This is a genomic window from Helicobacter sp. MIT 05-5294, assembly GCF_000765675.1.
GTDB lineage: Bacteria > Campylobacterota > Campylobacteria > Campylobacterales > Helicobacteraceae > Helicobacter_D.
The window spans coordinates 130,631-144,620 of record NZ_JRPA02000002.1 but is presented as its reverse complement, the minus strand read 5'-3'; the positions used below and the strand labels follow the sequence as shown (position 1 = coordinate 144,620).

At 38.6% G+C, this 13,990-nt stretch carries 15 protein-coding genes; 7 read left to right on the top strand and 8 right to left on the bottom strand.

Annotated features, from left to right (window positions below; all coding sequences use genetic code 11):
• From LS69_RS02015 to LS69_RS02005, 3 genes are all read left to right on the top strand, one after another.
• A complete protein-coding gene (locus LS69_RS02015; protein WP_138121727.1) occupies nt 1-762 on the top strand; it encodes a pseudouridine synthase in 762 nt (253 codons plus the stop codon).
• Nucleotides 763-793: 31 nt separating this feature from the next.
• Nucleotides 794-988 carry a hypothetical protein gene (locus LS69_RS02010; protein ID WP_138121726.1) on the top strand — a complete coding sequence of 65 codons (195 nt, stop codon included), beginning with the start codon at nt 794-796 and terminating at the stop codon, nt 986-988.
• 188 nt (nt 989-1,176) lie between these two features.
• Nucleotides 1,177-2,778, top strand: a complete 1,602-nt coding sequence (locus tag LS69_RS02005) for a DUF2972 domain-containing protein (RefSeq protein ID WP_138121725.1) — start codon at nt 1,177-1,179, stop codon at nt 2,776-2,778.
• Between the two features lie 213 nt (nt 2,779-2,991).
• Here LS69_RS02005 and LS69_RS02000 read toward each other — a convergent pair whose 3' ends face one another.
• The 6 genes from LS69_RS02000 to LS69_RS01975 form a co-directional block, all read right to left on the bottom strand.
• The gene (locus LS69_RS02000; RefSeq protein ID WP_138121724.1) at nt 2,992-3,471 is read right to left on the bottom strand and encodes a DUF411 domain-containing protein; all 480 of its coding nucleotides are present in this window, start codon (nt 3,469-3,471) and stop codon (nt 2,992-2,994) included.
• A 188-nt stretch (nt 3,472-3,659) separates the two neighbouring features.
• A complete protein-coding gene (locus tag LS69_RS01995; protein ID WP_138121723.1) occupies nt 3,660-4,664 on the bottom strand; it encodes a hypothetical protein in 1,005 nt (334 codons plus the stop codon).
• Nucleotides 4,665-4,684: 20 nt separating this feature from the next.
• Entirely contained in the window at nt 4,685-5,758 is a 1,074-nt protein-coding gene (aroC, locus tag LS69_RS01990) for a chorismate synthase (RefSeq protein ID WP_138121722.1), read from the bottom strand.
• A complete protein-coding gene (gene rnc, locus LS69_RS01985) occupies nt 5,755-6,444 on the bottom strand; it encodes a ribonuclease III (RefSeq protein WP_138121721.1) in 690 nt (229 codons plus the stop codon). Before rnc ends, aroC begins: the two co-directional genes overlap by 4 nt.
• A gap of 132 nt (nt 6,445-6,576) precedes the next feature.
• Entirely contained in the window at nt 6,577-7,002 is a 426-nt protein-coding gene (gene rnhA / locus LS69_RS01980) for a ribonuclease HI (protein ID WP_138121720.1), read from the bottom strand.
• Entirely contained in the window at nt 6,977-8,059 is a 1,083-nt protein-coding gene (locus LS69_RS01975; RefSeq protein ID WP_138121719.1) for a tetratricopeptide repeat protein, read from the bottom strand. Before LS69_RS01975 ends, rnhA begins: the two co-directional genes overlap by 26 nt.
• A gap of 95 nt (nt 8,060-8,154) precedes the next feature.
• On the opposite strand from LS69_RS01975, the gene dnaG reads away from it, so the two are divergent.
• The 4 genes from dnaG to LS69_RS01955 all read left to right on the top strand — a co-directional run bounded on the left by dnaG (nt 8,155) and on the right by LS69_RS01955 (nt 12,622).
• The gene (dnaG, locus tag LS69_RS01970; protein ID WP_138121718.1) at nt 8,155-9,837 is read left to right on the top strand and encodes a DNA primase; all 1,683 of its coding nucleotides are present in this window, start codon (nt 8,155-8,157) and stop codon (nt 9,835-9,837) included.
• Nucleotides 9,815-10,804, top strand: coding sequence for an argininosuccinate synthase domain-containing protein (locus LS69_RS01965; RefSeq protein WP_138121717.1), 990 nt, complete (start codon nt 9,815-9,817; stop codon nt 10,802-10,804). Before dnaG ends, LS69_RS01965 begins: the two co-directional genes overlap by 23 nt.
• A gap of 19 nt (nt 10,805-10,823) precedes the next feature.
• On the top strand, nt 10,824-11,441 hold the full coding sequence (locus LS69_RS01960; RefSeq protein ID WP_138121716.1) for a nitroreductase family protein: 618 nt from the start codon (nt 10,824-10,826) through the stop codon (nt 11,439-11,441).
• 74 nt (nt 11,442-11,515) lie between these two features.
• A complete protein-coding gene (locus LS69_RS01955) occupies nt 11,516-12,622 on the top strand; it encodes a methyl-accepting chemotaxis protein (RefSeq protein ID WP_138121715.1) in 1,107 nt (368 codons plus the stop codon).
• Nucleotides 12,623-12,674: 52 nt separating this feature from the next.
• On the opposite strand, the gene LS69_RS01950 is transcribed toward LS69_RS01955, so the two are convergent.
• Both LS69_RS01950 and kcuS read right to left on the bottom strand, forming a co-directional pair.
• Nucleotides 12,675-13,244: a flagellar FLiS export co-chaperone gene (locus tag LS69_RS01950; protein ID WP_138121714.1), complete on the bottom strand. Its 570-nt coding sequence runs from the start codon at nt 13,242-13,244 to the stop codon at nt 12,675-12,677.
• A gap of 516 nt (nt 13,245-13,760) precedes the next feature.
• Nucleotides 13,761-13,952 (bottom strand): KCU-star family selenoprotein, encoded by a 192-nt coding sequence (kcuS, locus tag LS69_RS01945; RefSeq protein ID WP_238699068.1) that lies wholly within the window; start codon nt 13,950-13,952, stop codon nt 13,761-13,763.
• Nucleotides 13,953-13,990 lie beyond the last annotated feature (38 nt).

Below are 13,990 nucleotides of genomic sequence, written 5' to 3'. Positions count from 1 at the left end.
ATGCGACTTAATCAATACATTGCTCATCATTCCAAATACTCAAGGCGCGAGGCGGACAAACTAATCCTTGCAGGAAAAGTAAGTATCCAACACGAAATTGTTAGGGATTTTTCCTATCAAGTGCGTGAGGGCATGAAAGTCTATCTTGATGGCAGACTACTAAAACCTCAAGACAAATACACCCTCATCGCCTACAACAAGCCCAAAGGAGAGCTTGTCAGCAAAAAAGACGACCGCAATCGGCGCGTAATCTTTGATTCCTTGCCTAAAAGATTCGCGCATTTTACTCCTGTTGGGAGATTGGATTTTGCAAGTGAGGGATTGCTTTTGCTTAGCGATAATGTGCAAGTTGCGCGGATTTTAATGGAAAGCAATTTGGAGCGCGTTTATTTGCTCAAACTCTCTGGCAAGATTCAAGATTATGTCTTTAAAGCTATGGAATCAGGGCTTAGCCTAGAAAACGCAAGTGCAGGTGCGCATAGTAAAAGTGAAATCCGCTCAATGGACTTCGCGCCTTTTGCGAGTTTCTCTTGTATCAAAAATACTCCAAAATATTCCAAAATCAAAGTGGCAATCACAGAGGGCAAAAACCGCGAATTACGCAGGTTTTTTGCGCATTTTGGCTTAGAAGTTTTGGATTTAAAACGCGTTGCTTATGGATTCGTGCATTTAAACAATCTTCCCACCCAAAAATCGCGATTCCTAGAGCGCAAAGAATACAACAAACTCCACGAGTTTTTACAAGAAAAATTACAATCTTAAAATCGCACAAAAATTACCAAAGGAAAGAAAAATGCAGTTTCACAGCTATTTTGCCTCAAAAACTTACCGACAAAATCAAATGAAGAATCCCAAAAATGCAAAAGAACGATTCAAAAATCATCTAGCTTATCAGCTTGGACTTTGTGCATTGTATTTTTATCAAGGGCAAAACTGCGCTTTAAATGCTGAAAATATGGGGGGGGGGGGCAAAATAACAAAAGTTTAAAAAATCCTTTTTGCACATTCAATCCCTTTAGGTTATTCCAATTCATCTACACACTGCTTCAAATCACACGGCAACACAAAAAACAACAACAAATCTACCAACAAACTATCAAAGTCTTCCCTAGTCTAAAATACCCCGCTTTAGAGTCCTTAGAGGATTATCCACAATCCCTGCAAGTCAAATATCATTTGGCTTATCTTATCGGCGAAGCCTTGATAAAGGCAAATAAAACCTTGCTTTATGGAGGGTATTTTAGGCTCTTCGGCGAAATAAAACTTGCCAATCAAATCTACAAAAATCATCAAGATTTCAAACAAGTATTGCAATCTTTAGGCTTACCTTATTATTTTGTCCCAAAAGAAAAAAATATTTCCTCTCTTATTGCTAGTCTCAATGCACTAGAAGAGACAATTAAGTCAATGGAATCCCAAAGCAAAAATTTTATTTTAGAACACTATCAAGAAGTCTTAAAATGGTTACAATCAAAGGAATTTAAAGAATCCTATCTTGATACCAACCACCCCTACCCGCCTTTGTTGAATCCCAACCGACTTAACAAAGAATCGCAAAATCCATATCCCGCTTTAAGTTATCAAAATATCCCACCAGAAGTAGCTTGGGAGATAAATTTGCCTTTGCCAAAAGACAGAGTATTATTCGTCTATTGGGGAGGACATGGGACAGGAAACACTGCTTTTAAGTGCTTTATGCGCAGATGCGGGGTGCTAGACCATTATTGTGGAAACTCCAAAAATGCGCAAGAAACCTACAAAGATCTTTATTGTCGGATTCTGTCTTGTAGTGAATTTAAGCAATATTTTGGCTATTTATCTATTAGAAATTTTATAGACACTTTAGAGGGAGCAAAATACTATGCGCTTATCCCAAATCTAAAATCCATCAATCTTATTCGAGACCCCATTAGCTCCATTAGACACTATATAACAATGCGTAGGATTAATTTTAGGGGAGAATTGAGCTTAGAGGACAATCCTTATGAAATCTGCAAAAAACTCATTAAATACGAGAAAAATTCCAATGAACCCTCTCTTGAAACGCTTGAATTTTGGTTAAACTTTCAATTTATGTGTTTGCACGATACTCCACTTTATGAGCGTTTAATAAACCTTAAAAATACAATTTATATGGATATGAGCGAAATCACGGGTAAAAAAGCTTTTGAGACTTTCTGCAAACTATCCAAAACCTTTGGTTTCAATCCTCCATTACAAAAAGAAAAAAACTTCTTTGCCCAAAGAGTAAGTCGCTATTGCGGATTATTGCCTCTGACTCTTAAAATATCAAACCTGCGCAATAAAATCTTTAAACTCCATATTACTAGTAGATTGTGGGAATTTGATAAAAGAGTGTATGTCAATGAATATTGGAATGATAGAGTTTATGAACACAAAGAAGCTATTGAGACCAAATATACTAATATTACAAAGAATCTTTTACGAGATTTTTTCGAAAATAAAGAAGAAAGGCATATTTATATTCTTTCTGATAATTATTGCGATTTTATACAAGATGAAACCCTCACAACAAAAGCTTCCAACTACATTCAAACGCTTTTTCAGGCTCTAGATAAGCAAGATGAAATAGAATCCCAAAAAAAGCTAACCGAACAAGATGTGTTAGATTATCTAAAAAGTGATACTCATTTAAAGCAACACTGCAAAAAAGTCTTAGATACCCATCTGTCACATATCAAATCCCATCGTCCCGATATTGTGGAATCTTGGCAATATTATCAAGCATTTGAAAAAATGTGTGCGGAAATGAATTAGAGTGATTGCAAAAATAACGAATCCCTTAGTATCCTTGCAAGGAAATCCGAAGCGCACATTTACATTAAGTTGCCCACACTTGCAAACCTATAATATCAACAACCCAAAAACAAATTATGGAATCTCACTTTAGAGATTCCATTGCAACACCTTTTGTGTGCAACATTATAGATTGCTCTGTCGCAACGCTTCTTGTAGCAATGAGGAGCAAGGCTACTTCATAGCCCCCTCTTTGATTTTCTCCTCGCCCTTATAAATGCCAAAAACCTTATAACCGCCCCCTTGCGTCATCAAAACCACAGGATATTCCTCATAGATTCCATGCTCCATTCCCGGGCTTCCTTGTGGCATTCCCGGCGTGGAGACACCAATAATATCCTTAGGCTCATTTTCTAGCAGCCAAGCCACCGCATCAGCTGGGACATGCCCCTCTATCGCGTATTTTGTGCCATTTTTTTCAATGACTCCTGTGTGGCAGCTTTGATATTTTGGCTCAATCTTAAAATCCTTTTTGACTTGCATAAAAACCTCATCGTCTTTATGGGATTTGACAACATAGCCCCTACTATCCATATACTGCGCCCATTTCTCACAACACCCACAAGTAGGGCTAGAATACATTAGAATCTCTTTTGAAGAATCCGCGAAAAGTGCTAAGCTAGTAAGTGTCAATAAACCAATTAGTTTGCGCATAATTTTCCTTAAAAACAAAATAAGCGGACATTATAGCATAAGCTTATTTGTTTTTCTAAATTTCTCTTAAATCTCACCTCACTAAGCCAAAGAATCCCAACTTCAAAAGCGTAAAATCCCAAGCAATAAGGCAAAAACGAAATCAATCAAAACACAAACAATCTACAAGCCGTGCCGCCCCTACAAGACTAACAAAACACCGCTTCTATGCTTTCTTTCCATTTCGTAGGAGTTCTTAAAATCTCTAAAGCACGGGTTTGGTGTGTCGTGCGCAAAGTAAGCGAGGCATAGGATTCTAAATGCTCTAAAACCTTTTGACAAATCCTATCGCGCGTCATCAAATAAGCCTCTCTTATGCTTAAAATACAACTTGCAAAGCTCGTTAGATTCGTCTTTTGATTCGCCGCGACTTCTAATGCGATGGCTGGGATTCCACAGACTAGAATCTCCCCTAAACTCTGCCCACAAGCACAAATGCAAAGGTCCATTTGCCTAATCAAAGCTACCATTTCTCGCGCACTCAAACCATAATGCAAACTCACGCCCCGCTCTTTAGACAATCCTCTCAAAGGCGTGTCCAACAAATCCTCCAAGGAATCTTTAGCAATACAATGCAGCTCCAAATGCGGATAGGCTTTGCGAAGTGCCACAAGCAAAGGTGCATTCAACCCCAACAAATCACTCCCGCCAAGCGTAATTAATACCTTTTTTATCTCTAAATTCAGCGGAATTGCTGGAGATTCCAACACTTCCACAAAAGGAGTTTGTAATAAGCGATAGCTATTCCCTAAAAATAATTGATGCTTAGGATATTTGGCTTTATATTCTGACAAATCCGCGCTTCTAGCGTTATTTAGCAAAATCGCCTCTGGATAATTTAGGCGCAAAGTATCATCAAAAAACAAACAAACTTTCGCAAACTGCGTCGCGCTTTTGTAAGATTCCACACCCAACACATACGAATCTATGACAATTAAATCCCACAAAAAACTGCAATATTTTTCTTTGGATTCCTGCCTTAATGCTCTTTGGGATTCTAACTTTTTAAATTCCTCTTCTAGTTCCTGCGTGTCTTTAAGCTCCACAACAAAGCCTAAGGATTCCAACTCCGACTTCAATGCCCTGCACCGACTAATATGCCCTAGCCCAACGCCAAGTTTGCCATCGGCGAAAATCAACGCATTTTTAGTCACAAACGCACCTTGCAAAGCTTTTAAGAATAGATTTTTTGTAGATTCTCTAGTTTGCTTGTCGCATTTAATAGCAACATATCCGCCAAAATCAGTGCTAGACTAGATTCGCAAACCACGCTACCGCGCACCGCAATACATGGGTCATGTCTTCCTTTAATCTCACAACGCACAGCATTGCCTTGCAAATCTTGCGTATTTTGTGGCACAAATATGCTAGGCGTTGGTTTAAAATGCACTTTTACCACTACTTCTTCACCATTGCTAATACCTCCCAAAACTCCGCCACAATGGTTACTTAGGAATCCCTTTGCGTCCATTTCATCGTTGTTTTGTGAGCCTCTAAGCTTTGAAGATTCCACGCCCAAACCTATTTCCACTGCCTTGACACCATTTAAACCCAACATCAAAGCACCAATCGCGGAATCTAGCTTGTGATACAAAGGCTCACCAAGTCCGATAGGAACGCCCTTTGCACTAATTAATGCCACACCTCCTAAACTATCATGTGCTTCTCTTGCTTGTAAAATCGCTTCTTTTTGCGCAGATTCCACTTGTTTATCTAGTGCGAAAATCTCGCTTTTCTTGGCATTTTCAAAATCAATTTCTTTCCCCACAATCGCGCCAATGTTTAGGATTCCACTTCTAAGTGAGATTCCAAATTTCCCCAAAAGCAATTTCGCAATCGCACCTGCTGCGACACGCGCACTTGTTTCCCTTGCACTACTGCGCCCTCCTCCGCGATAATCTCGGATTCCATATTTGCAAAAATAAGTAAAATCCGCGTGTCCGGGACGAAAAAGATTCTGAATCGTCGCATAATCGCTGCTTTTACTCGCGGAATTTTGGATAAAGAATCCCAAAGGTGTGCCGGTGGTTTTGCCCTCAAAAACACCACTTAGGATTGTTACCTCATCTGCTTCTTTGCGTTGGGTTGCATACAGATTCCGCCCTCCGGCGCGTCTTAGCATTTCAGAAGCGATAAACTCCTCATCAATCTCCAACCCCGCTGGTAATCCGTCTATCACCGCGCCAATTCCCACGCCATGACTTTCACCAAAAGTGCTTACCCTAAGAGCTTGTCCAAAAGTATTCATTGAGCATTCCTTTGCGATTCTTTCTCTAAAATTTCCAATGCGGCTTTTGCGCAAGTCTGCTGTGCTTCTTTCTTGCTTTTACCATTTGCCCTAGCATATTCTCTATCGTTGATTTTCACACCCATTAAAAATTCTTTATTATGGTCTGGTCCAAACGAATCTAGCACAACATATTCGGGCGTGATTCCAAAAAGAGCTTGTGTTAATTCCTGCAAAGCAGTCTTATGGTCGTAAAATAAGCTTTTTAAATCAATCTTTGGATAAATCTCTTCTAGCAATGCCAACACTAGCTTTTGCACAGCTCCCAAACCGCTTTCAAGATAAATTGCTCCCATAATCGCTTCAAAGGCGTTAGAGAGAATAGAATCCTTATCGCGCCCGTTGTTTTGTTCTTCAGAAACAGAAATATACAAATATTTGCCGACATTCAAATGACGCGCCAACTTCGCAAACGACTTTTCATTCACCATAGACGCGCGCATTTTCGAGAGTTCTCCCTCTGGAGAATGCGGAAATTTATTATATAAAAATTCCCCGACAATCAAATCCAACACCGCATCACCCAAAAACTCCAAACGCTCGTTATGGTTTCCTTTTTTGGCACTTTTGTGCGTTAGGGCGACTTTGAGTAGATTTTGTTTTTTAAAGTGATAGCCTAAAGTTTGTTCAAAATTTCCTAAATCCACAGCAATCCTTACATTTTAATTCTTTTTAGCCTTAGGCACATTACAAGATTTCGGGTATTTTAACATATTTTCTCCCCACCACAAAGAATCTTCCTTGTATTGATACTCCAACACAGAATCCCACTCACAAACTTAAGGGTTTTTGAATTTCATTGCTTCTTCTTTGGCGATTCTATCGCAGATTTCATTTTCAATATGTCCGCTATGCCCTTTGACCCATTGCACTTGGATTTTATGCGGTTTGGAAACTTCCAAATAAAGCCTCCAAAGCTCAGGATTCTTGACATTTTTAAAATCCTTTTGAATCCAATTTGGCAACCATCTATTTAAACCCTCTAACACATATTTAGAATCGCAAACCACCAAAACCTCACAAGGCTCTTTGAGTGCTTCTAATCCACGAATTAACGCGGTAAGCTCCATTTGATTATTCGTCGCAAATTCCGCTCCACCGCGCACAATCTTTTCATGCTCTCCATAGCGCAAGATTCCGCACCAACCGCCACTTCCGGGATTCCCCAAAGAAGAGCCATCACAAAAAAGAGTAACGCGTTTCATCTTGTTTTTCTTTTAAAAACACGAGTGTCTTAAGCGTCAAAAGCCCATCACAATGCGGACAATGTTCAAAGGCTAAAGGCGTCGTTGCCTTGCAAGAAGTGCATTGATAGTGGAATCCCAAATCGCCTTGAAAGCTTTTGTGTGTGCGCAACAAACAAAGCGTTTCAAGCTCAAAAGTCATTTTTTGCGAGAAGCTAAGCGGCAAGATTCCTTTAGCCTCAAAAATATCTTTTAGGATTTGGTTTTGCGCATTTTGTGGAGTATTTTTCAACTCTTCAAGGAGACTTTGCGGGATTATTTCTCTGTTAAGATTCCATAGCATATCTTGCAATTCTAGCAGAATCTCTTTAGGAATGATTTTTAAATATTCCCAAAAAAGCGTCGGATAGAAGTCTTTTAAAAAGCCCAAAATCAAACGCGCCAAAAGGGGTTGTTCTTGGAGAATCGCAAGTAACTTTTGTGTGGTTTCTTCGCTTTTTTGCCCCTTTGCAATCAGAATCTTCGCCTTTAAATAATGCCGATAAACCTGCGTATTTCCTTGTAATTCTTCCAAACAATCTAGTGCGTCCAAGGATTCTTTAAACAAACTTAGCTTCTCGCAAACCCTAATGAACGCCTTTAAAACTAAAGGGCTTCGCGGATAATAATGCAGAATCTCCAAATAAATCTCTTTTGCTCTTGAAGGGAATCCCGCCTTTTCATACAGCAATCCTAAGGATTCTAAAATCGGCACTTTATCCACAGGATTTTGGATAGATTCTAGCAAAGCGACATAAAGCCGAATCGCCTTTTCGTAATTCGCACTTTTTTGATACATTTTTGCCATAAACAACAAAGATGGAATCGGATTAGGACTAAGGGCTAAAAACTCTTGCGCCTCTTCATCAAACCCAATATAATCAAAGCTTTCTATGAATTTACTCAAAGAATCCTGCCGTCTTTTGCCAATCAAATAATTCCAATAATACGCAAAAAGACTTGCAAGTCCAACACAAAAAATAAATATCATCACTCCAAAAAGCGGGTCGCGATATTCAATGCTTTCCAAAAAATCCAATTTTTGCCTTTTTGTAAATTTACTCCACATTATAACAAAACTTATAGATAAAATTTTGTAAAATTCCACCTTTAGTTTTAAGAAGTGGAGCGAAATTGATTACACAAGAGAGCATTGAAGCACTCAAAAATCAACTAGATATTGTAGAAGTTGTCAGCCATTATATAGAAGTAAAGAAAATGGGTTCAAGCTATAAGGCTTGTTGTCCTTTCCACCAAGAAAAAACGCCAAGCTTCGTGCTAAATTCCAACAAAGGATATTTTCACTGCTTTGGCTGTGGAGTTAGTGGCGATACGATTAAATTTGTAATGGATTATGAAAAGCTTAATTACATAGAGGCTTTAGAAAAACTTGCGCAATTTTATAATGTTACTTTACAATACACAGAAAAATTCAAAAAAACCGATGATTTTAAGATTCTAAACTTTATGAATGAATATTACCAATCTATGCTAAATAGCGAAGTGGAATCCTATATCAAAGGGCGCGGAATTACAACAGAGACCAAATCCCTCTTTGAATTAGGCTATGCTCCACAAAACCACGAAATTATGGCACACTTGCAGCGCAACTTTATTAATTTGCAAGACGCATTAAATGTCGGAATCTTAGGAAGTGATATAGAAAATGGTGCGAAACGATATTACGCGAGACTTACCCAACGCTTGATTTTTCCGATTCGCTCCGCACAAAATAAGATTATCGGCTTTGGCGGACGCACTTTAGGAAATCACCCGGCAAAATACATCAACTCTCCACAAACCAAGCTTTTTAACAAATCCCAAGTTCTCTATGGCTATCCACAGGCAAAAGAAAGCATTTATCGCTTAGGAGAAATCATTATTACAGAGGGATATTTAGATGTTTTAATGCTGCACCAAGCAGGTTTTACCAATGCGGTTGCGACTTTAGGCACTACGCTCACACACGAGCATTTGCCCTTACTTGCAAAAGGGAATCCCAAAGTGATTTTAGCCTTTGATGGCGACAATGCAGGAATCAACGCTGCTTTTAAAGCTGCCAGCCTCTTAAGTCTTGCCAACAAAGAAGGCGGGGTTGTGCTGTTTGATAATGGATTAGACCCAGCTGATATGGTAAAAAATGGAGAAATACAGAATCTAAAAAACCTCTTTAGTGCGCCGATTCCATTGATTGATTATGTGCTTGGCACGATTTTAAGCCGTTTTGATTTAAAAAACGCAGTGCAAAAAGACACTTGCCTTAAAGAATCTCTTGTCTTTTTACACCAACTCTCACCTGTGATTCAAGAAGAATATAAAGTTTGGTTAGCACAAAGGCTAAATCTACCAGCACATTTGATTAAAACCCAATATAAAAAGGAATCCTTTTCTACCAATCCAGCTTACCAAAATAGCCAAAACACCCAAAATGATTTTTATGGTTTAGCCGAGAAAATAATCATCAAAAGCATTTTGGAAGATATGAGCCTTTTGGATTTTGTGTTAAATTATCTTGAACCTCAAATGTTTCATTCCGAAGCTATTGCATACCAAAAACTACTTCAAGGGGATTTAGAATCCTCCGAATTAATCGGAATCTTGTTAGATTCTAAAATCAAACCCCAAAATAAAGAGAATCTCAAACAGCAAATCATTATGATTCTCTATCGGCATTATGATGCACAAAGAAAATCACTTTTGCAAAATAATTCCCTAACGCTTAGGGAAAAGTCATTTTTAATAAGAAAATACCAAAAATATTTAGAAGATTTAAAAAAAGGAGAATTGGCACTTTATGAAAGCGTTAGCACTTTTTAGCGGCGGATTAGATAGCTTACTTGCAATCAAAATCATTCAAGATTTAGGCATTGAAGTTTTGGCTTTGCATTTTAATATCGGCTTTGGAAGCAAAAGCGACAAAAGCGAAATCTTGCGTCAAAGGCTCAATCAAGTTGGGACGGAATTAGAAATCATAGACATTCGCCGACAATTTTTTGATGAAATCTTATTCCAACCCAAATTTGGCTATGGCAAATATTTCAATCCTTGCATTGATTGTCATGGCAATATGTTTGCCCACGCACTGAAGCTTTTAGAATCCAAACAAGCTAATTTTGTCATTAGCGGAGAAGTTTTAGGACAGCGTCCCAAAAGCCAACGCGCAGAGGCTTTAGGGCAAGTAGAAAAACTCTCCACAGAAAAACAAAGCGGGAGTGCGGGACTTATCGTGCGCCCACTCTCTGCTAAGCTCCTCCCTCCTACGATTCCAGAGCAAAGAGGTTGGATTCCTAGAGAAAAACTACTTGATATTAGCGGGAGAGGACGGAATCGCCAACTAGAATTAGTCCAACAATACGGAATTGAATACTACGAGCGTCCCGGCGGAGGTTGTTTGCTAACAGAAACTTCTATCGCCAACAAACTCAAAGACCTGCAAAGCCATCGCGAGATTGTGTTTGAAGATATGGAATTAGTCAAATTTGGACGCTATATGATTCTGCCTAATGGTGCGCGTTGCGTCATCGCTAGAAACGAAGAAGAGAATCAAAAGCTAAATTTCCCACACCCTAAAATGTCGCCGATTGAATTGCTAGATTGTATCGGACCTTTGGGGCTTGTAGAGAGCAACGCGAGTTTAGAAGATAAAAATCTCGCAATCTCGCTCACGCTACTTTATGGCAAAACACAGCCGAACAAGCCCTATAAAGTGTGCTTTGAAGGCAAAGAAATAGAATCTTTTGCATTTGAAAGCAAAGAAAAAGCACAGAAATTTTTACTCCAATAAATTTACAGAAAGGAAACCTATGGAATCTACAAAACAAGCTTTTCAGCAAATCCTCCAAGAGCGTTATTCTTGTCGGGAATTTAAGGATTCTCCAATCCCAAAAGAATCCCTAGACTATATTTTAGAAGCCGGGAGACTATCGCCTAGTTCGCTTGGCTTAGAGCCTTGGAGGTTTTATGTGGTGGAAGACAAAGCAAAAAAGCTAGAAATTTCTAAAATCGCAAACAACCAAAACCATGTTGCAAACTGCGGAGTGATTCTAATCCTCACTGCGCGGCTAGATTTTGGGGAATATTTCATAGATAAACTAAAAGCACGAAATATGCCACAAGAGGAAATCAACCAACGCATCACGCTTTATAAGCCCTTTATTGACGCGATGGACGAAGAGCAAAAGTTGCATTATGCAAGAGAACAAGTCTTTTTGGCATTGGGCAATCTCGCGAATGCTGTAAGCGCATTAGGGCTTGGTTCTTGCATTATTGGCGGGTTTGATTCTAACAAACTTGACACATATTTGAATCTCAACATCCACAAAGAACGCACTGCGATTCTTCTTGTGATTGGAGAAAAAATGCAGAATCAGATTCCAAAAAAATCTCGGAATCCCAAAGAAGAAATCGTTAAATTTCTATAATTATAAGGATTCTATTAAAGTTTTTTAGATAGAATGAGTTTTCATTATTTCAATTTCACAAAAAGGGGAGTTTAATGTTTGGCAATTCCAAAAGAGAGCAAGAGTTGTTGGCAGAAAACAAGGCATTACATGCAAAAATTGAACAGCTTGAAAATGCTTTGCGTAAATGCAGTGAAAACAAAGAGGAAAATGCGGCGGTTCTTACGAAATTTAATGCAGACGAAAAGCGCATTAAAATGTTTATTAGAATCTTAAATATTGTTACAAACTCATCTTCTAAACATTTGAAGATTCTACAAGATAACTTTGCCTCATCGGTTGAATTGCTCCAAGAAGCAAAAAAAACTTCAACAGAAAATGTAAAGCAAACCAAAATCCTTGAAGAAGCCATTACAAGTAGCGTTTCTAGCGTAACAGAAAGACTTAATAGCTTCCAAACAATGATTGGGCAAGTTTATCAAGACCTTGATTCTATTACCAATGTAATCAATCTTATCACCGATGTTAGCGACCAAACCAACCTACTCGCCTTAAATGCCGCTATTGAAGCTGCGAGAGCTGGAGAGCATGGACGCGGATTTGCAGTTGTTGCCGATGAAGTGCGAAAACTTGCTGAACGCGCCCAAAAAGCCACAAAAGAGATTGAAATGAATATTCAAGTCTTGCGCCAAAACTTCTCTGAAGTACAAACTTCCACAGAAGAAATTGTCGATGAAATGGATCATGTCAATGGCGAAGTTTCAAAATTCATTCAAGTAGGAGAAGCTTCTATGGATGTGCGACAAAACTCCGCGAATGTCTTGGATACAACATTCATCGGACTTGTCAAGCTAGACCATTTGTTGTTTAAAATGAATAGTTACAGCGCGGTTGTCAATGATAACAGAGAAGTGCAACTAGCAAATCACCATGATTGCAGACTTGGAAAATGGTATGAAACAGGAAATGGCAAAGAAATGTTTAGCCGATTGCCAAGTTATGGAAATTTGGAATCCCCACATGGCGATGTGCATGAATCTTTCAGAAATGCACTAGATATTTTCAAAGTCAAAGGCTTAGAGGGAGACGAAGAGATTTTATCTCTATTTGATGCAGGTGAAGCAGCTTCAGATAAAGTCGTTGATGTTTTGGATAAACTTTTGGCAGAAAAAATTTCTGATAGAAATAACGGCGGACACTAAGATTTTATTCTAAGATTCTCTAAGAAGTCGCAGTATTTGCGACTTCGTCAAACTATCCAAACAAACCCTTAAAGGAACTTGGGTCAAAGTTTTCAAAATCAAAATCTTGATTGGAAGGCGCATTGAGAGGCTGACTTGCTTTTTCTATTAACTCACTGATTTTTCCCATTTTTTCCATAATCTCATTATGTTTATTGGTTAGATTTTCACTGATAGAACCCTCCATTTGGCTTGGCAATGGAAGAGAAACCGACACATTCTCTCCAGCTAGACTTAAGCTTAATTCTTTGCCAAAAAGTGCTTCTCCTTTGAATTGAGCTGCTTTGGCGGTATTATCTAATTGCGCTAAATCTTCACCGCTACTTTTGATTTGATTACCCAATCCGCTTAATGTAATATCGGCAATCTGCATTGCGCCTACCATTTCATTTGCGCCTTTAACTCCATCGCTAAACTTGCGAATCTCTAAAGCTGTTTGCGATAAATTAGGCAACTCTTGCGCTTCTTGCACGGCTTGAGATTCCGCATTAATTGTATCTTGCACCCCTTGCGTTGGCTGAAGATTGATTTGTGAATTTGGATAAATTTTCCCCATTCCATAGGGATTTACTGAAGATAGCATAAAAACTCCTTTTAAAATTTTAAATATTAAAAAGCATTTATCATTCCACTTTTGCCTTTTAAGTAGAATCATAAAATAAAACTAAAATAAGATTCCACATTTGCAAATAAATAGAAGGCTTAAAAAATAAATTGCCATTGCAACATTACAAGAGACAAACAAAATGCGCAAGACATAGCTAAATAACCATTGTTCGTCATTGCGAGAGATTCGCTAGAATCTCGTGGCGTGCAATTTGTGAAACAAATTTCACCCACTTCAGCGCAAATCTATAATACAGAATCTCGTCATTGTAGAATATTCTTTGATTTCAAATTATGGATTGCCGCGTCTCTCACTTCGTTCGCTCCTCGTAACAACAAAAGGCATAGTTAAGTCGTCATTGCAAAAATTATATGAAATCCTTACAATACTACTCCATAAATCTTTTGGTTGTAAAGCGGAATTGGCGATAGATTCTTAAGTTCAGGAGTGAATGCTGAAATCTTGTATCCATAAACCTTATGGCTTTAGCTATCAGCACTTATTTCTTCCCGCCCCATATTTGGCTTCCATTGCCTCTTTGAAAAACTCCCGTTGAGATTTTGGAATCTTATCGGGGTGATTTTGCCTCATATGCTCTACATATTTGTCATAACTCGGCATTCCTACAAGCAGATGAAAAAACCTATCGGAGCGACGATAAATTTGGACAAGGTTAGAAGCCAAAGCCTCTAACCAAACAATTTTGCTTTTAAAACTTTTTT

Coding starts and splice junctions, on each gene's coding strand:
- LS69_RS01950 (WP_138121714.1), bottom strand. CDS start 13,244: ATGCTATCTTCAGTAAATCCCTATGGAATGGGGAAAATTTATCCAAAT.
- LS69_RS01955 (WP_138121715.1), top strand. CDS start 11,516: ATGTTTGGCAATTCCAAAAGAGAGCAAGAGTTGTTGGCAGAAAACAAG.
- LS69_RS02000 (WP_138121724.1), bottom strand. CDS start 3,471: ATGCGCAAACTAATTGGTTTATTGACACTTACTAGCTTAGCACTTTTC.
- LS69_RS02015 (WP_138121727.1), top strand. CDS start 1: ATGCGACTTAATCAATACATTGCTCATCATTCCAAATACTCAAGGCGC.
- LS69_RS01960 (WP_138121716.1), top strand. CDS start 10,824: ATGGAATCTACAAAACAAGCTTTTCAGCAAATCCTCCAAGAGCGTTAT.
- rnhA (WP_138121720.1), bottom strand. CDS start 7,002: ATGAAACGCGTTACTCTTTTTTGTGATGGCTCTTCTTTGGGGAATCCC.
- aroC (WP_138121722.1), bottom strand. CDS start 5,758: ATGAATACTTTTGGACAAGCTCTTAGGGTAAGCACTTTTGGTGAAAGT.
- LS69_RS01965 (WP_138121717.1), top strand. CDS start 9,815: ATGAAAGCGTTAGCACTTTTTAGCGGCGGATTAGATAGCTTACTTGCA.
- LS69_RS02010 (WP_138121726.1), top strand. CDS start 794: ATGCAGTTTCACAGCTATTTTGCCTCAAAAACTTACCGACAAAATCAA.